This window comes from Luteolibacter sp. Y139, from assembly GCF_038066715.1.
GTDB classification, from domain to species: Bacteria; Verrucomicrobiota; Verrucomicrobiia; order Verrucomicrobiales; family Akkermansiaceae; genus Haloferula; species Haloferula soli.
The window spans coordinates 127,398-145,046 of record NZ_JBBUKT010000005.1 but is presented as its reverse complement, the minus strand read 5'-3'; the positions used below and the strand labels follow the sequence as shown (position 1 = coordinate 145,046).

The following is a 17,649-nucleotide window of genomic DNA, read 5'->3' as shown; positions in this document are numbered from 1 at the left end:
ACCGGAGGTCAAAACTAGCAAACTCTCCTCCCAATGACCCCGCGCCGCCTCATCACCCTCGCCGCGCTCCTCCTCATCGCCTGGCTCCTCATCGCCTACCTCGCCCTCCCGCACTGGTGGCATCATCACGAGGAAAAACTCCACCCCGCCCTCGAAAACGCACCCACCCTCACCACCACCCCCGAAGGCATCCCCGGCGATCCCCTCAATCTCCTCATCATCGCCACCGAGACCGAACTCGCCGCCGCCCTGTTAGACGCCGGCTGGCACCCCGCCGACCCCGTCACCCTCAAGACCAGCCTCCGCATCGCCGGCGACGCCGTCCTCGGCCGCGCCTACGCCGATGCCCCCGTCAGCCCGCTCCTCCTCTTCGGCCGCCATCAGGACCTCGCCTTCGAGAAACCCCACGGCACCAGCCCCCGCGAACGCCACCACGTCCGCTTCTGGAAGGCCCCCCAGACCGACACCCTCGGCCGCACCGCCTGGTGGGGTGCCGCCACCTTCGACCGCAGCGTCGGCCTCAGCCACGATACCGGCGAGATCACCCATCACATCTCCCCCGACATCGACCCCGAGCGCGACCTCATCCTCACCGACCTCAAATCTAACAGCTTCCCCACCGTCACCTACCGCCAAGCCTTCCAACCCAACCCCACCGGCAAAAACGGCGGCGGCGATCCCTGGCAAACCGACCGCCAACTCGGCATCGCCCTCCGCCATCCCGAAGCCGAATAGCACGTCCGCAAAGCCATCCCCACCACCTCAACTCCACCGCTCTTTAAAACACCCCACACACACCGCCTCCACTCCCACCGCCTCCTCGAAACGGATCAGGCTTTCCTCATCTTCCAAATCAATCCCCTCCACCGGCGGCTTCTGCTCCTGCAAACACTCGAAGCATACCCAGATCTTCCCAAAGATTTCACCAATGCTCACCGGATAAATCACCTCCCGCGTCAAAGGCGGATCATCATCCGGCCCCAGCACCTTCGCCTCCACATGCCTGCAAACAAGGGCGATCCCTCGCCAGCCATGTTTGGAGCATTGCATCCGGCCCATCGCGTCCTCTCTTTCCTAAATCAAGCACGCCACACCTTCACTTCCCCAACGCCTCCTCAGGCTTGATCACCTCAGGCTTCTCAAACTCCAGCTTCCAAAGCTCCAGCTTCCAAAACTCCGGCTCCTCAAAAAACTCCAAAGGCGCCAGCTCAATGTCCTCCAGCCTCAGATCCTCCACCCTCAGCCGCTTGAACTCCATCCCCTCCAACGTCCCCACCCCATCGAACTTCATCCCCTTCAACTCCAGCAACTCCTCCTCCAGCCTCTCCCTCTCCTTCAGCTGATCCTGCAGCTTATCCTCCAGCCTCAGCTTCTCTTCCACCTCCTGCTTGATCGTCTCCTGCTTGATCGTCTCCTGCTTGATCGTCTCCTGCTTGATCGTCTCCTGCTTGATCGTCTCCTGCTTGATCGTCTCCGGCCTGATCACCTCCGGTTTCAACTCCTCCGGCACCGCCATCTCCGGCACCACCATCTCCTCCGGCTTCAATTCCTCCGGCTTGATCATCTCAGGCTTCAGCTCCTCGGGTTTCAATTCCTCCGGCTTCAGCTCCTCAGGCTGCACCTCCTCTGGCATCACCATTTCAGGCACCACCATCTCCGGCCTCACTTCCTGCAGTCGCGCCATCTCCTCCTTCAGCGTCGCCAGCTCCCGCTCCACGCGTTCCAACCGCCTCTCCACCTCCGGCCGGTTCATCTCCTCATCCGTCACCGGCTCCTCCATCCCCTCCGTCTTCCGCGAATCCTCCTCGCCCGTCGTTCCTGTGAGATCGCCCAGCTCCTTCCGCTCGATCTCCCGGCTCCTCACCGACACCACCTTCGCCGACTTTTCATCCTCCGTCGTGTAGAAATAAAACCGGTAACGCGTCACCCGCTCCTCCCACTCCGGACTCACCGTCACGAGCATCTTCGCCCCCGGCTTCAGCGGAAAACTCTCCACCCCCGCACGCCCATCCGACCGCGGCTTCATCAGCCACCTGTCCCCACGCTTCACCTCCGTGTCATACGCCGGGCTCTCCACATTCACCCCGCGCACGAAGTAAGTCAGCTCCGTCCCATTCGACACCTCCAGCACCGTCGCCGGCATCCGCCGCGGACCCTCCACCGGCTTCTCCACCGGCCGGATCAAATACACCTCCACCCCCGGCAACTTCACCTCCTCCGCCACACCCGCCGAAAGCCCCTGCAGCAGCAACACCGGAAGCGTGAATGAAAGCAGCGTCTTCATAACCTAAGAACAGCGACAAAACGATCGGTCCCAAACGATACCTTTCACCCTTGCCCATCCCCACCCCCAAAGGGAAGCACGCATTCCGCGCCCCATCCCCAAAAAAGACCTCCGCCGCCCCCCCCAAAAAACCGTTTCATTTCGCGTCACCCCTCGTCCGCCGCAGCTGAAGATACTCTCTTTTGGGTGGTTGTGGAAACGGCTTCAGCAGTCTTGAAAGCGTCATGACCTCCGGATCGGGATCGAAAAAATCGACATAATACTGCCCGCCTTCAGTCGCAAAGGTAAGAAATACATTTTCAAGCGTGTACTTCTTCCGACCTAGCTCCACCCATGGATCACATTCATCAAAGATGAGATCACCACTGGCAGTAAGGGTCACCTTCATCTTGATCGTTTCTGACGAATAGACCCCAGCCTTCGACGCAGAGCAAAACTCCTCGGGCGCTTTGCCAGGAGAGGGAGCTACGCTTGACGCTGACTCTTGCTGATCGCGAAGGGGAGAAATCACCGGCCTGATCGCCAGACCACGCAGGCCTCGCAGCGCTGACGGGCCCACTGCACACAGGCAAACAATGGCAATAGCCCCGAGAACCAAAGCTATCTTGGATTTTTTCATCTCCCCAAGTTGCAAATACGTTCAGTGCCAAATCGCACGGGCCCAAGACGCTTTTAGACACCCTGAAATTCGCAGCCAAGCCCGCGCCCCCCTCACTTCCCCTCCGCCACCTTGTACCACGCCACCGAGCTCATCGGCACATGGCACTCCACCTTCCCCTTCGACAGGATCAGGAATTCGCCATCCTTCAGCTGGATCGTCGTCTCATCGTCCGCATTGTAGCCAGCCCGCTTTGCGCTCGACCCCAGCTCCGGCAGCTCCAGGGGAACCAGGTAGCGCACCTCCGTCACCGCCACCACCGGCGCGGCCGCCACCACCGGCGCAGCCACCCGCGGATTCTGCCCCGCCGCCTTTTCATCGATCGCGACCAATACCGCCACGGCCAAAGCAATGGCCCCCATCCAAGGAAGGAAATGTTTCATACCCTTCCATCTCATCACCCCCACCACGCCACCGCAAGCCCGCGAAACATCACCCCGGCCCGCATCGCAAGGCTCCCAGTCCCACCGTCACGCAGACACGCCGCCAATCAATCTCTTCAGCCCCAAAGGGGCGACCAGCCCTAAGACCAGGGCATCGCCCTGAGTTTCCCAACCAAAGCCACCGGTGCCCTGAAGGGGCACAAGACCACCGCGGCCCGGACCAATCCCCTCAAGCCGGTCCACCATCACACCCCTTCCATGGATTCCGCGCCCTCCATCGATCCCCCTCATTTCCCGCAAGGATCCCCACGCACCCACCGCCCCCCATTTTCCTCCATCGATTCCTCCGCGATCCCCACCACCGCATCTCGAAACTCTAACAATTCCTCCCGCGTCACCTCCATCCCCAGAAACTCGAACGCATACGGCGGCCCCTTCCCATTGATCCCGCCCGTCACCCACGCATCCCTCAGCGCATCCAAATTCCGCCCATGCCATGAGGGCGCATCACACTGCACCAGCACCGCATCGTAAAAATCGCCCACACCTGTTAGAAGACTCCAATCCACCCTCACCACCGGCGCATCCGCATACTGCAGCGTCCGCACCCACGGCGCACCCGGCCCCGTCCGCACCGCCATCCACCCCGGCGGCAGATCCGCGATCTCCCGCACGCTCCCATCCCGCTTCACGATCTCCTCCATCGCTACGATCATCGCCTCCGCCATCACCGCGCCCGATGCCGAATAAAACTGCCACCCATGATCCGACTCATCGTGATACGCATGCGTGATCGCCTCCCCTCCACGCATCACCCCCCGCGAAGTCATCGTCACCACATCCCGCCCCTGATCGAATGGCCACTCATCGTCACTCATCGCCCGATGAATTACCGCAGCCACCATCGATCGGGAAAGCCTTCCTTTTTTCCTCTGCGTCCCTCTGCGACCTCTGCGTCTCCGCGGTGAACTTCACCAGTCCGAGGCTGCTCCTGAAAACTGAACACCGAAAACTAGCAAACTTCCCCTCCCTCACTCCCCCGTCTCAATCACCAGCTCCTTCCCCTTCTTCAACTCCTCATGCGAAATAAAATGCCCCTCCACCTTCCGTGAATCATAGCTCACCCCCGTCAGCTTCCTCCCCTTCCCCTCCCTCCGGATCGTAAACGCCGGCGAGTCCCCGATCTTGAACTCCACCTTGTCGAAGATCGGCACGCTCACCAGATACTCCGGATCCGCCGGTGAGAACGTATACAGCCCCAGCGCATTGAACACATACCACGACGACATCTCCCCCGCATCGTCCATCCCCGCATACGACAGCTTGTCCTTCCCCATGTCATAAAAACGATCCAGGCACTGATCGATGATCGCCTGCGACTTCTCCGGCTTCCCGATGAAAGTATAGAGGTGCGGGTAACTATGATCCGGCTGGTTCCCATGGCAATACTGCCCGATGAAGCCCGAGATATTATAAGCCTCCATCCCGTTCCAAGGGATCGTGAAAAGCTCATCCAGCTTCTTCTCAAACGCCTCCTTGCCCGGATACAGCCCGATCAATCCCGCCACATCATGCGGCGCGAAGAATGCCGACTGCCAGGCATTCGCCTCACGGTACATGTATTCATAGTAAGGATACTGCGGATCGAAATTCTTCACCCAGCTCCCATCCGCCAGCTTCCCCCGCATGAAGCCCGTCGAAGCATCGAACACATTCTTAAAGCTCCCCGTCCGCCCCGTCAGCATCGCCCGGTTCGGCTCATCGCCCAGCTCCTTCGCCAGCAGCGCCAACGAATAATCATCATACGCATACTCCAGCGTCTTCGTCACCCCCGCCTTGTCCTTCGTCCCCACCTCCGGCTTCGCGATATCGTTGTCCGCGATGTACCCCTTCTCCGCATACTCCTTGATGAAAGGCCGCGGCCCGCCCTCCACCGTCGCATTCCGCAGCAGCAGCCGATACGCCTCCTTCACATCATAATCCCGCAGCCCCCGCAGATACGAGCCCGCGATGAAAGGCGCTGCATGATCCCCGTGGAAAAACGTCGGCATGAAGCCAAACCTCTGGCCACGCTGGATCATCGAGCTGATCACATCATTCGCCACCTTCGGCGATAGCATCCCCAGCAGCACCAGCTTGTTCCGGTAGTCATCCCACAGCGACGGATCCGTATAATAGTGGAAGCCCTTGTTCGCCACCGCCCCGCGCCCCGCCGGGAAATCCCCGTTCACATCACTCCGCAGCGCCGGCCACAGGAACGACCGATACAGGCACGAATAAAAAAGCCCCTTCTGACGATCCGTCCCACCCGTCACCTTGATCTTCGACAGCAACTCATTCCACGTCGACGTCGCCCGCTCCCGCACCTCATTGAAGCCACTCTCCCCGATCTCCTTCTCCAGGTTCTGCTTCGCACCCTCCACGCTCACATACGAGAAGCCCACCTGGATCTCCAGCGGCTTCGCCTCATTCTCGAACTGCAGCACCGTCACCTCCTTCTCATCCATCCTCACGCTCTCCATCGCCGTGATCCGATGGTTCGTCCTCGCATAGAAATAGATCCGCTCCCCCGTCTGCTGATACCCCGTGAAAGCCCGCTCCCCATCCTGCGTCAACTGCCGCTCGCGCACCCGCTCATTCGCCATCGACAGATCCACCAGCAGCTTCTTCGCCTCACCCTCCTTGAAGGTGTACTTGTGATAGCCACAGCGCAGCGTCGACGTCAGCTCCACATTCACCCCATAGCGCTCCAGATACACCTGATAGTATCCCGGCTTCGCCGACTCATTCTTGTGGCTATACGGCGAGCCATAGTCCTTCGGCTTCACCTCACCCGTCACCGGCAGGAAGGGCACGTTGCAGAGATTCCAGTGCCCCTTGCAAGTATGCGTGAAGGCCTGGATCACCGTGTCCTCATACTGATACCCCGACCCACTGTGAAACTGCGTCACCGGACTCAGCTGCACCATCGCATTCGGCAGCGATGACCCCGGAAACACCTCCGCCCCCCAGGTCCGGTGCGTCGGCGTAAACCCCACATCGCTCTTCTCCCAAATCGTCGCCGTCCCCAGCAGCGGATTCACCAGATCCGCCGGCCCATCCTCCGCGCGCACCCCGCCAGTGAACGCCCCAAACAGAACCAACGCGAGAGAACCAAGATGACGGATCATGAGCAACAGAATCGTGACAATCGGAGGATGAGAAAAGAGAGCGCGAAAGAAAGCCCGCAATGCCTCCCCGCGCGTGCAAATACGCGCCCCTCACCCCTCTTTTTCAGCAGACCCCGAAACCTACCCGGATGAGCACAGAAAAAGAACCACCCAATAAATCTCCCCAACCCCGATGCCTTTCCACTGATCACTGCTAACCGATCACCCGGCACCTCACCCATTCCGCCTCACCACAATCTTCGACAACCGCCGATACGGATCACTACTCCCCGAGATCTCCGTATCCGCCACCACGAAGCTCACCCCATCCACCACGAATGCCCGCCCGCGCAACCCCTGGTCCGCGCACAAGATGAAGTGCTCCCCCGTATCCAGCCACCCCGCGATATTCAAATCCGCACCCGGCCGCAACGCCAGCAGTTCGCCCTCGATCCTGCTCACGATGCCACGCCACGCATTCGGCATCGTCGTCCTCCACGCCACCTCCGGATCCGACACCGGCTGCGGCGCATACCCCACATACACCGTCTCGATCGCCGGCCCCAGCTTCACCACATGCTCGTTCCTCTCGTTATCGAAGTAAAACTCCAGCCGCTCCCCGCCGCGCACCTCATCCAGCGGAATCCTCACCTCCCCGCCCTGCCCCGCCACCAGCGCCGCCAGCAGATGCAGCCTCTCCGCCAATACCTTCGGGTCAGCACTCATCATCCGCACCGGGTCCATCGAATTCATGCCCCTTTGTGCCGTGCCCGCCTCATGAATACAATACAATCCCCCTTCGCTCCACATCCACTCTGACTTCACCTCATCTTCACAGTTCTCATCTTGACGCAAGCCCACCTTCTTCAGCCCCAAAGGGGCGACAAGCCCTCAGCCCAGGGCAACGCCCTGGGTATCCCACGCATCAATCACGGCGCCCTGTAGGGGCGCGAGAAGGGTAACGCCCGAGCAACCAATCCCGCTCACACCTTCCCGAACGGAACGCCACGCCCTCGTCGCGCCTCACCCACCCCAGCCTGTGCGCAATGCACGCAAGCTCCTCGTCTATCAGCTTATTGCATCGCGTCCGGCTCCCTCCCACACACTTCGGCATTCCTCACAGCCTGTGCGCAGTGCACGCAAGCTCCTCGTCTATCAGCCTATTCCTTCGCGTCCCGCTCGCACCCACGCGCTTCGGCATTCGCCGCAACCCTACCCGCACATGGACTGCAGCGATTCACGAGCAGCGTGGTGTGATCTCATGCATCCCAAGCGCACCGGCGCGCGTTGCCTTTCAGAAGGGTCTTGGCATCGCCTGAGCGAAAAGACCTGACCCCCTCCACGCATTCCGTTTGGAGCGGATCTGGAATTCCAAAATCATGACTCCAAACCAACAAACCCAATCCACCTCCCTCTCACCTCTCTCCGGACGCCGGACCTTCCTCCGCCGCCTCGGCATGCTTGGCGTCGGCGGCGCATCCCTCGCGACTGCTCCCATGGCATTCGCCGATCCCAAGCCCACCGCCTTCAACAAGAAAGCCCGCACCGACGCCGCGGTCCTGAACTTCGCCCTCAATCTCGAATACCTCGAGGCCGAATACTACCTCCGTGGCACCACCGGCCAAGGCCTCGAAGGCGCCGTCATCGGCACCGATGGCGCCGGCACCGAAGGCAATGTCATCGTCAAGGCGAACCCGAAGGTCGCCTTCACCACACCCGCCGTCGAACAATACGCCAACGAGATCGCCACCGATGAAGCCAATCACGTCCGCTTCCTCCGCGAAGTACTAGGAGCATCGAAGTATGACCAGGTCGCCCGTCCCCAGATCGATCTCCAGAACAGCTTCCTCGCACTCGGAAACCTCATCGGCGTCCCGAACTTCGACCCCTTCGCCAATGAAGTGAACTTCCTCCTCGGCGCCTTCATCTTCGAGGACGTCGGCGTCACCGCCTACAAGGGCGCCAGCCCCCTCATCACGAACAAGACCTACCTCGAAGCCGCCGCCGGCATCCTCGGCGTCGAAGCCTACCACGCCGGCTCCATCCGCACCCTCCTCTACGGCCTCGGCACCACCGCACAGAACCTCGCCAACGCCATCTCCGACGTCCGCGCCTCGCTCGATAACCAACCCGCCGGCGCACCCAAGCTCGACCAAGGCATCCGCGTCAACAGCGTCGCGAACATCGTCCCCGCCGACGGCAACTCCATCGCCTTCAGCCGTTCCACCCGCCAGGTCCTCAATATCGTCTACGGCGCACCCGACGCCACCGCCGGCCTCTTCTTCCCGAACGGCCTCAATGGCGCCATCGCCTGACCCCACGGCACCAAACAAACATTCCCTCATCCACCAGTCCCGCTCCGCTCCCGCGCAGCGGGACTTCTTCATTAAAGAGGGCGGACACTCCTCTCCGCCACCATCCCCGCACCTCACTTCCTCATTCCATCCATCGCGGTCCCTCCTCCCAAATCCTGCCTTTCATCCGTGCCATCCGTGGTCAATCACCTCACATCAAAGGTGCCTCCCTCCGCGACCTCCGCGACCTCCGCGCCTCTGCGCCTCTGCGCCTCTGCGCCTCTGCGCCTCTGCGGTAAAAAGCACATCCCTTCCATTCTCCTTGAAAACCGGCTTGATCCCGTGCCATAGGGCCAGCCCCCTTCACAAGGCCCGACACAAGAATTGTGCGACGTCGCTTCAAGTGCTTAAAGTCAGAATCATAAAACGACCATGACAAACATCGACTGGAAGCATGCCTTCGAAAAGCATGGGTTTCATTGGAGTGCCGAGCTTGATGATTTTGTTAGAGAATATGGAACCAGGAGGGAATTGCATTTCCTGGACGGTTCCGACCAAATCAACCTTCTCAAATCCTCCTACATCGAGCTTGGTGCTCAATACGGAGAATACGTTGTGGTATCAAAATATCTGCAGCAACGTGTCGCTCCCGTCGGCGACTACCACCGACTGGATGTCTCACTTTTTTTGACTGAGACCGGCCGCTTGATCGGTTCCTGTGACTACCTGCTGATAAGCTGGGGAGACCAGCATTGGCGCACGGCGATTCCTCTGATCTTGGGTGGCGATACTGGCTTTGAACTCGGGATCGTCTCCTGACAGGGCTCCACAAATGGGTCAATCCTTGGAAATTGAATCTGTTAGACCGCCGCTCCATCCTCCGCGCCCCCTGCGCCTCCGCGGTTCGTTCTTCCACCAGTCCGCGGCTGTTTCACTGATCACCGATCGCTCGGCACTTCACCCCTCACCTTCCCTCCCCCGCAAAACCGCATCCATCATCTCCCGCACCGATGCCGTCCCAGCATTCACCTCACCCGCCAGCGAGAACCCATAGTCCACCTCCAGATCATCCAAAAAACCCCTCACCTCTCCCGGCGCGATCCTCAGGCCTCCCACCAGCGATACCCCCAGCTGGTCCTCCCTGATCCCGAAGCGCCTCAACGCCTCCTCTTTCACGATCCGCACCGCCTCCTCCGGCGGGATCGCCTTCATCCGCTTCACGAACTCCTCCCGCTCACCCGGAGCATCCTTCAGCAACCTCAGCGCCAGAATCCCCAGCACCGTCCCGATCGGCACCAGCAACAACAGCGGATACCACGCAAGGCTCGCCACCACCCGGCTCCATTTCTTGTTAGAGACAGCCACCACCCCGATCAGCACATACGCCCAGCCCGTGCACCTCATCAGCATCACATCCGCCGGCTTCGACCGCTCATCGATCCCGAAATAAAGCCAAGCCCCGCCCACCAGCACCAGCGGCAGCCCGATCAAAAGCCATCTTCCAAGAGTCATCGCTCCTCTCACCTTCGACCAAGCCACTTCTTCAAGTCAAGAAACTGCGGTAAAACCACCAGTCCGAAGCTGTTCCTCTTCCTTCAAACTGAAAACTGAAAACTAGCAAACTCCCTCAAAAGGCACCCTCGAAAAATGAAACAGCTTCCGATGCTCATGATGCCTCGGCAGCTCCCTCACAAACGGAAACACCTTCCCGAACGCCGCCAGGAAACCCTCCTCCGTATAGTCCTCCGGGAACCGCTTCCCATCCTTCTTCCAGAACTTCAGATACTTGTCCGAAGGATCCACCCACTCCACGATCGTCGACTTCTCACTATACGCCGCCAGGATCGCCACAAACCCATCCATGCTCGTCTCCTTCAGCGCCACCAGATGATGCACCAGCGCCGTCGCCAGCGTCGTCTCCGCCTGCAACCTCTCCATCGCCCCCGGCCGCGATGAACCACCAATACTGCACGGCGACACCGGGAACAACAAATCCACCACCCCCACCTGCAGCGGCAAATCCTCCCCACGCGTCCGCTCCCAAGCCTGCTGCACGCAGTGCGACACATAGTCCGTGCTGCACACCGGGATCCCCAGCTCCCGCACGATCTGCTCGCCGATCACCGCCTGGTTCCCCGCCAGCTCATGAAGGCTCGCCGGCCGCGAACGCCGCACCTCATCATAGATCACCTTCCGCTTCAGCTGCTTCTCCTCCTCCGCGATCGCCGTCCCGTAATCATTCCACAAGTTATACGGCGAACGTAGTACTTTAGGCCGCAGCCGCTTCTCCAGGAACCGCAACGCCGCCTCCCACTTCCCGATCCGCGCGAGGAAGATCGCCACATGCCCGGATACCGGCACCAGATTCAGCGGAAACACCTTCGAAAGCTCATACCCCATCCCCCGCGGCTCGCTCTGCAGCATCGCCGACGCCAGCTTCGCCCCCTTCCAGCGGCCGATCCACACCGCTGTTAGAACGCTCGAACGAAACCCCTTCAGCCACGCCTTCGAAAGCCACCGGTCGAACCTCACGATCGACCCGAAGTCCAGGAACACCGGCTTCCCGCGGTGAAAGGTCACGTTCAGCAGATGCGCATCCTTCAGCATCAGCCCGTGCGCCCGCAGCTTCAGATTCAGCGTCACCAGAAACCGAGCCGCCTCCCGCACCATCTGCGGCGTCCACTCCGCCGGATGCGTCACGAAGGGAATCCGCTCATGCTCCAGCACGATCTCGCTTCCCGCATCCTGGCTCACCCACGTCCGCACCACGCCCATCTTCTCCAGCGCCTCAAAGAGATTCCACTCCATGATCCTCCTCACCACCGGCGCACCCTCCGCACGGATGATCCGGAACACCCGGCCCTCCGCGAAGTAAACCTGCCCCGACAGATCCACCCCATGGATCACCTGCTCCGGCGCCGGCGGCGTCGTCAGCGCGGGAGTCGGTAAAGTCTGCGTGGCCTTCGCCGCAGGAATCGGCGTACGGGCAAGCGACTGCGGAAAATCGAGCGTCTCAGGCATGGCGAGATAGCAGTAAGGAGAAGAAGAAAGCGACGAGGGCACACAAGAGCCACTCCCGGGATAGACGGACCGCCACGTGGGGAACTCGTCTGCCGCAGCGATACCGCGCCCACCCGCAACCGGCAATCAATTTCTTCCATTCGGAATGAATTCAACCCCATCCGACACGCTTCCATCGCGCCAAACACCGTAAAACAAGCACAATCAAGCAATTCCATGCAAAGCGCCACCCGCCATCGAAAATTCCTTGAACTCCCATCGTTAAGTGGGCATTAAGTCTCCCATCGTTTGCGGCTGACCTTGCTTTCAGTCCGCGAAGCGCCACCCCGCACGGGGAGCGGATCGTCTTGTGTTCACACAATCACACCGTCTCCAGCGACCTACACGCGCTTCAGAAATTTCACCCGCGATTGCCGCCGGCCACCACCTCGTGCCGCGCATCACCGTCTCTAACAAGCTGCACCCTTACGCACGCACGCCATGATCAAGCAATTCGTCCGCGATCTCCACTACGCGCTCAACAACCGCGAGCACGCCATCTTCACCCACCTCCTCCCGGAGGAGAAACGCGAGCGCCTCGCAGCCTTCGCGAATCGCTTCGAGAACTTCATCGAGACCGGCACCTACCTCGGCGAAACCGCCGCCGCCATGGCGAAAGTCTATCGCAATGTCCACACCGTCGAGATCCACGAAGACCTCTACCACAATGCCACCGAACGCCTCCGCCAGCACGGAAACGTCACCACCCACCACGGCAATAGCTCGGACATCCTCCCCCGCATCCTCGATCAACTCTCCGGCCCCGCCGTCTTCTGGCTGGATGCCCACTACTCCGGCCCCAAGACCGGCCGCATCACCAGGAGCCAGCAGACACCCATCGAAGAAGAGCTCTCCCAGATCTTCGCCACCGGCTCCTCCGAGCACCTCATCTTCATCGATGACGCCCGCCTCTTCGTCGGCAAGGACTCCTACCCCAAGCTCGGCCGCCTCTGGAAATTCGTCCGCACCCACTCCCCCTACAGCATGACCGTCCGCGACGACATCATCCGCCTCGCCGTCGACCGCGAACGCTTCTGACCCATCGTGGTCCGCACTCTTCGAGTGCGCCTCCCTCGTAGCGGGACGACTGCGTCGTTCCGGCGTCTAGCGGCCCACACCTCCCATCAAAGCCTCGCGCCACCACCGCGCCAACCTCCCGCGCGCGCGCCAAAAAATCCCCCGTAATCCATTCTCACCAGAATGAATTACACCCATTTCCCTCCCCCGCCTCCATTTTCCCACGCCACCACCAGCTCCCCCGTGCGAGCTACGTGGATTTGCTGCGTGGTTGAAGATTCTTGAAAATCTCCTTGAACGCCTACCGTCCCGTAGGCATTCGTCCGCCGTCGCCGCGACCAACCGACACCGGTCAGCCGCGGAGTGCGACCCCACACGGGGAGCGGATCGTCCTTTGCCCACGCAGAAACAAGACTCTGTCTCCACGAACTCATCTCATGCGCGTTCTTCCATTCCATCATCCGCTGCCGGGTCGCTGTCGTTGTCGTCGCTCCTGACGACCCACGGATCTAACAGATCGGACTAGACCGCACCGCCGCCCGCCCTTCCCCGCGCGGCCCCATCCCACCCACCGCAAGCGCGTTCCCAACAACGCGACAACGCACCCTCGCGCCCAGCCATCACCAAGCGCGCCCTCACCACCCACCTGCCGATCGCACTTCACCTCATCTCTCCGTCCCTCCGCGCCCCCTGCGCCTCCGCGTTTCGTTCCTTCACCAGTCCGACGCCTTCTTCCTGAAAACTGAAAACTTCAAACCACCAAACTTCACCATGACCCCTTCATCACGAATTTTCGGAACACTCCTCCCCCTCGCCAAAACTTATCTGGAGCGGCCCCACGCATCGACCACCCCAGTCACCGCGGAAACCGCCGCCCAAAACCCATCCCGGAGAAATCCAAAAACCCAACTCATGAAGAAGCCCACCAACTCCCTGTTGGCATTGCTCGCGGCTGTACCCGCGCTGCCCCTCACCGCCACCGCAGGCACCTACGCCTGGACCGGCACCACCAGCGGCTCATGGACACCCACCGTCACCGCGAATTGGAATGGCGCCACCCCCGTCTTCGACAATGCCGCCGACGTCACCTTCGGCGACACCCCCGCCATCGGAAATTACATCACCTATCTCAATGACGGCCCCCGCATGGTCCGCTCCATCTCGCTGAATGGCACCCTCGCCAATCCCCTCGAGATCCGCACCAATAACAACAGCACCACCGCCCGCCAGCTCCAGCTCTCCGCCGCCAGCGGCCCCGCCCAGATCAATATCGCCGCCACCGTCACCCAGACGCTCAATATCGGCCAGGGCACCGGCACCAATGCCAATGGCACCGTCAATCTCTCCAGCGATCTCGAGGTCAATCACAACGGCTCCGCCCTCGCCACCATCTCGCGCCCCATCAATGAAGGCGTCGCCGGCCGCTCTCTAACAAAGAACGGCACCGGCACCCTCCTCCTCTCCGCCGCGAATACCTACACCGGCACCACCACCATCAATGCCGGCATCCTCCGCATCGGAAATGCCGCAGGCCTCGGTGCCACCTCCGGCGATACCATCGTCAATTCCGGCGGCACCCTCGATGTAAACAACCAGATCATCGCCGCCGGCGAAACCATCACCATCAATGGCGCAGGCCAGGGTGGCATCGGTGCCCTCTACCAATCCACCGGCAGCGCAGGCGCAGGCAATATCGTCGACAATCTCGTCCTCGCCGGTCCCTCCACCATCGGCGCAGCCACCGGCACCCGCTACGGCATCGGCGCGAATGGCACCTCCACCACCACCGGACTTTACACCCTGACAAAGGTCGGCCCCGGCCAGTTCGACCTCCGCGGCCAGGTCACCATCGGGAATATCATCGTCAATGAAGGCGCACTCCAGACCGAAGGCGTCGCCCAGTATAATAACGACGGCTACACCCTCACCGTGAATAGCGGTGCCGCCTTCCGCTCCTTCGAGATCGTCAATCCCTTCACCCGGAATATCGTCCTCAATGGCGGCAAGCTCATCTCAAATGGCACCCTCCCCGCCGGCAATCTCTACACCGGAAACCTCACCCTGTCAGGTGCCACCGGCATCGAGAACAATGGCGGCGATGGCGACCTCATGATCTTCACCGGAAACGCCAGCGAGTCCGCACCCGGCGCTTCTCTAACAATCACCGGCACCCGCCGCGTCGTCCTCGCCGGCACCAATACCTACACCGGACCCACCAATGTCACCTCCGGCATCTTCCAGGCATCCGGCTCCTTCACCAGTGACATCGTAGTCACCGGCACCACCACGCTCGATGGCGAAGGCTCCACCACCGGCGCCATCTCCCTCTCCAGCGGCGCCACCCTCGTCTTCGACCCCAGCACCACCGGCGCGAATCAATACCTCCGCGCCGCCGATGTCGTCTTCCCCGACAGCGCCGTCATCAATGTCATCCCGAAGGTCACCGCACCTGGCTCTAACATCGTCGTCCTCCACGACAACAATGGCGGCCTCAGCCTCGACAATTTCTACCTCGTCAATCCCGGCCGCGGCGTCCTCACCCTCGGCGGCGCAGGCGGAAATTCCGACCTCCTCTACAGCTTCCCCGCCGCCAATCTCGAGTGGCGCGGCTACACCAATAACGACTGGCTCGAGACCGATGGAGCACTGAATTTCCGCAATACCGCCAGCAACGCCCACGAGGACTTCTACTCGCGTGACAATGTCGACTTCACCGATGCCGCCACCGGCACCATCACCGTCCTCTCCGCCGTCACTCCGGGCAATGTCGTCTTCAAGAACACCGCCGGCCACGACATCGCCTTCAGCACCCTCGGCGCGGGCAGCATCGATGCCCTCTCCATCACCACCACCCCGGCCACCACGGGCAATCTCACCTTTGATGTGCCCCTCACCGGCCAATCACCCCTCACGCTGAATGGCACCGGCATCGTCACCCTCTCCGCCGGCACCAGCAGCACCGGCACCATCACGCTGAATGCCGGCACCCTCCAGATCGGCGGCAGCCTCTTCGCCGGCTCCATCACCGCACCCGTGGTGAATAATACCGCCATCACCTCCACCCGCACCGATACCGCCACCCTCTCCGGCATCATCAGCGGCCCCGGCACCTTCACCCAGTCCGGCACCGGCACCACCCTCCTCACCGGGGAAAATACCTACACCGGCCTCACCACCGTCAGCGCCGGCACCCTCCAGGTCGGCACCGGCACCACCGGCTCCATCACCGGTGACATCCTCAATAATGCCAACGTCCAGTTCACCCGTTCTAACAATACCACCTACACCGGCACCATCACCGGCACCGGCTCGGTCGTTAAGAACGGCACCGGCACCTTCACCCTCGCCGGGTCTAACAGCTACTCCGGAGGCACCAGCATCATCAATGGCATCCTCCTCACCACCGATGCCTCCATCGGCACCGGTCCCGTCTCCATCGGCACCAGCGGCGCGAATACCAGCACCCTCTCCATCGCCGGCGGCACCATTGATAATGACATCTACTTCCCCAATGCCGGCACCGGCCTCAAGATCATCAATCTCGCCACCGGCTCGCTCGATGCCGCCCTCTCCGGCACCATCCACCTCGATGCCGACACCGGCACCGGCGCGGGTGTCAGCCGCATCAGCCCCGCCACCGGCACCATCGTCATCTCCGGGAAGATGACCGGCAGCGGCCTCGCCGGCTACTCGAAGCGGAATACCGGCACCGTCATCATCACCAATCTAACAAACGACTACACCGGCCCCACCGCCATCGTCGACGCTGGCACCCTCATCGTCGATGGCCGCGTCCCCAGCAGCGTCTTCTTCGGCGAAGGCGCAGGCGTCGGCGGCACCGGCATCCTCACCGGCACCCTCGCCGGCTCCGGCACCATCGGGGGAAATGTGAAGCTGGAGATGAATAGCAGGCTTTCCCCCGGTGGCACCAGCGCCGCCGGCGTCAATGCCGACACCCGCGCCACCCTCACCATCCAGGGCGGGCTCGATGCCGCACTCATTGGCAATGGCACCGGCCGCCTCCTCTTCCAGCTCGGCGCACCCGCCGGATCGAATGACCGCGTCAATGTCGGCGGCGTCCTCAATCTCGGCGGCGGCACCATCGGCCTCACCGAGCTCGTCCTCACCGACGCCGGCGGACTCGCCGCCGGCACCTACACCCTCATCCATGCCAATGGCGGCATCACCGGCACACTCGATCCCGCCAATCTCACCGGCACCGTCGGCACCGGCCTCAATGGCGCACTCTCCGTCAGCGGCAGCGATCTCATCCTCACCGTCACCAGCACCGGCAATCCCTACACCACCTGGGCCGCCACCTTCGCCGGTCTAACAGACACCTCCTTCGAGCTCGACTTCGACCACGACGGCCTCTCCACCGGCCTCGAATGGGTCCTCGGCGGAAACCCCACCATCAACGACGCCGCCTCCATCACCCCCGCTCTAACAGCCAACGCCGCCAGCGGCCTCACCCTCGCCTTCAAGCGTGAGGAAGACAGCATCGGCATCGCCACGTTAAGCGTCGAATACGGCACCACCCTCACCACCTGGCCCGGCACCGCCCTCATCGGCGCCACCACCACCGGCCCCGACGCCAACGGCGTCACCGTCACCATCAATCCCACCCCCGACCCCGACAACGTCACCGTCACCATCCCCGCCACCAACGCGAACAACAACCGCCTCTACGCCCGCCTAAAAGCCACCCTCCCCTGATTTCAATAAGGCAGGAACCGCTCTCCGAGCGGTCCGGCTGATGGAGCCCCACTCCACCCACACACCCTCTAACCACCCCAAGCTCCAA

The 17,649-nt window shown here is 61.6% G+C and carries 14 protein-coding genes; 5 read left to right on the top strand and 9 right to left on the bottom strand.

What is annotated here, in order from left to right:
• Positions 1-33 precede the first annotated feature (33 nt).
• Positions 34-735 carry an LssY C-terminal domain-containing protein gene (locus tag WKV53_RS14345; RefSeq protein ID WP_341405369.1) on the top strand — a complete coding sequence of 234 codons (702 nt, stop codon included), beginning with the start codon at positions 34-36 and terminating at the stop codon, positions 733-735.
• A gap of 27 nt (positions 736-762) precedes the next feature.
• Here WKV53_RS14345 and WKV53_RS14340 read toward each other — a convergent pair whose 3' ends face one another.
• From WKV53_RS14340 to WKV53_RS14310, 7 genes are all read right to left on the bottom strand, one after another.
• Positions 763-999 (bottom strand): hypothetical protein, encoded by a 237-nt coding sequence (locus WKV53_RS14340; protein ID WP_341405367.1) that lies wholly within the window; start codon positions 997-999, stop codon positions 763-765.
• Between the two features lie 97 nt (positions 1,000-1,096).
• Positions 1,097-2,284, bottom strand: coding sequence for a hypothetical protein (locus tag WKV53_RS14335; protein ID WP_341405366.1), 1,188 nt, complete (start codon positions 2,282-2,284; stop codon positions 1,097-1,099).
• A gap of 136 nt (positions 2,285-2,420) precedes the next feature.
• Positions 2,421-2,903 (bottom strand): hypothetical protein, encoded by a 483-nt coding sequence (locus tag WKV53_RS14330; protein ID WP_341405364.1) that lies wholly within the window; start codon positions 2,901-2,903, stop codon positions 2,421-2,423.
• 92 nt (positions 2,904-2,995) lie between these two features.
• A complete protein-coding gene (locus WKV53_RS14325; protein WP_341405363.1) occupies positions 2,996-3,304 on the bottom strand; it encodes a hypothetical protein in 309 nt (102 codons plus the stop codon).
• A 308-nt stretch (positions 3,305-3,612) separates the two neighbouring features.
• On the bottom strand, positions 3,613-4,203 hold the full coding sequence (locus WKV53_RS14320) for a barstar family protein (RefSeq protein ID WP_341405361.1): 591 nt from the start codon (positions 4,201-4,203) through the stop codon (positions 3,613-3,615).
• Positions 4,204-4,356: 153 nt separating this feature from the next.
• Positions 4,357-6,495, bottom strand: a complete 2,139-nt coding sequence (locus WKV53_RS14315) for a GH92 family glycosyl hydrolase (protein ID WP_341405360.1) — start codon at positions 6,493-6,495, stop codon at positions 4,357-4,359.
• 213 nt (positions 6,496-6,708) lie between these two features.
• Positions 6,709-7,227: a hypothetical protein gene (locus WKV53_RS14310; RefSeq protein ID WP_341405358.1), complete on the bottom strand. Its 519-nt coding sequence runs from the start codon at positions 7,225-7,227 to the stop codon at positions 6,709-6,711.
• Positions 7,228-7,853: 626 nt separating this feature from the next.
• On the opposite strand from WKV53_RS14310, the gene WKV53_RS14305 reads away from it, so the two are divergent.
• The gene (locus tag WKV53_RS14305) at positions 7,854-8,789 is read left to right on the top strand and encodes a ferritin-like domain-containing protein (protein WP_341405357.1); all 936 of its coding nucleotides are present in this window, start codon (positions 7,854-7,856) and stop codon (positions 8,787-8,789) included.
• Positions 8,790-9,200: 411 nt separating this feature from the next.
• Positions 9,201-9,587: a hypothetical protein gene (locus WKV53_RS14300; protein ID WP_341405355.1), complete on the top strand. Its 387-nt coding sequence runs from the start codon at positions 9,201-9,203 to the stop codon at positions 9,585-9,587.
• Between the two features lie 138 nt (positions 9,588-9,725).
• Here WKV53_RS14300 and WKV53_RS14295 read toward each other — a convergent pair whose 3' ends face one another.
• Positions 9,726-10,280, bottom strand: a complete 555-nt coding sequence (locus WKV53_RS14295) for a hypothetical protein (RefSeq protein WP_341405353.1) — start codon at positions 10,278-10,280, stop codon at positions 9,726-9,728.
• Positions 10,281-10,382: 102 nt separating this feature from the next.
• Positions 10,383-11,789 (bottom strand): hypothetical protein, encoded by a 1,407-nt coding sequence (locus WKV53_RS14290; protein ID WP_341405352.1) that lies wholly within the window; start codon positions 11,787-11,789, stop codon positions 10,383-10,385.
• A gap of 480 nt (positions 11,790-12,269) precedes the next feature.
• Here WKV53_RS14290 and WKV53_RS14285 point away from each other — a divergent pair, with 480 nt between their 5' ends.
• Both WKV53_RS14285 and WKV53_RS14280 read left to right on the top strand, forming a co-directional pair.
• Positions 12,270-12,866, top strand: a complete 597-nt coding sequence (locus WKV53_RS14285) for a hypothetical protein (protein ID WP_341405351.1) — start codon at positions 12,270-12,272, stop codon at positions 12,864-12,866.
• 891 nt (positions 12,867-13,757) lie between these two features.
• On the top strand, positions 13,758-17,561 hold the full coding sequence (locus WKV53_RS14280) for a beta strand repeat-containing protein (RefSeq protein ID WP_341405350.1): 3,804 nt from the start codon (positions 13,758-13,760) through the stop codon (positions 17,559-17,561).
• The last annotated feature ends 88 nt before the right edge of the window (positions 17,562-17,649 follow it).

Coding starts and splice junctions, on each gene's coding strand:
- WKV53_RS14290 (WP_341405352.1), bottom strand. CDS start 11,789: ATGCCTGAGACGCTCGATTTTCCGCAGTCGCTTGCCCGTACGCCGATT.
- WKV53_RS14335 (WP_341405366.1), bottom strand. CDS start 2,284: ATGAAGACGCTGCTTTCATTCACGCTTCCGGTGTTGCTGCTGCAGGGG.
- WKV53_RS14345 (WP_341405369.1), top strand. CDS start 34: ATGACCCCGCGCCGCCTCATCACCCTCGCCGCGCTCCTCCTCATCGCC.
- WKV53_RS14330 (WP_341405364.1), bottom strand. CDS start 2,903: ATGAAAAAATCCAAGATAGCTTTGGTTCTCGGGGCTATTGCCATTGTT.
- WKV53_RS14320 (WP_341405361.1), bottom strand. CDS start 4,203: ATGAGTGACGATGAGTGGCCATTCGATCAGGGGCGGGATGTGGTGACG.
- WKV53_RS14295 (WP_341405353.1), bottom strand. CDS start 10,280: ATGACTCTTGGAAGATGGCTTTTGATCGGGCTGCCGCTGGTGCTGGTG.
- WKV53_RS14280 (WP_341405350.1), top strand. CDS start 13,758: ATGAAGAAGCCCACCAACTCCCTGTTGGCATTGCTCGCGGCTGTACCC.
- WKV53_RS14310 (WP_341405358.1), bottom strand. CDS start 7,227: ATGAATTCGATGGACCCGGTGCGGATGATGAGTGCTGACCCGAAGGTA.
- WKV53_RS14285 (WP_341405351.1), top strand. CDS start 12,270: ATGATCAAGCAATTCGTCCGCGATCTCCACTACGCGCTCAACAACCGC.
- WKV53_RS14315 (WP_341405360.1), bottom strand. CDS start 6,495: ATGATCCGTCATCTTGGTTCTCTCGCGTTGGTTCTGTTTGGGGCGTTC.
- WKV53_RS14325 (WP_341405363.1), bottom strand. CDS start 3,304: ATGGGGGCCATTGCTTTGGCCGTGGCGGTATTGGTCGCGATCGATGAA.
- WKV53_RS14300 (WP_341405355.1), top strand. CDS start 9,201: ATGACAAACATCGACTGGAAGCATGCCTTCGAAAAGCATGGGTTTCAT.
- WKV53_RS14305 (WP_341405357.1), top strand. CDS start 7,854: ATGACTCCAAACCAACAAACCCAATCCACCTCCCTCTCACCTCTCTCC.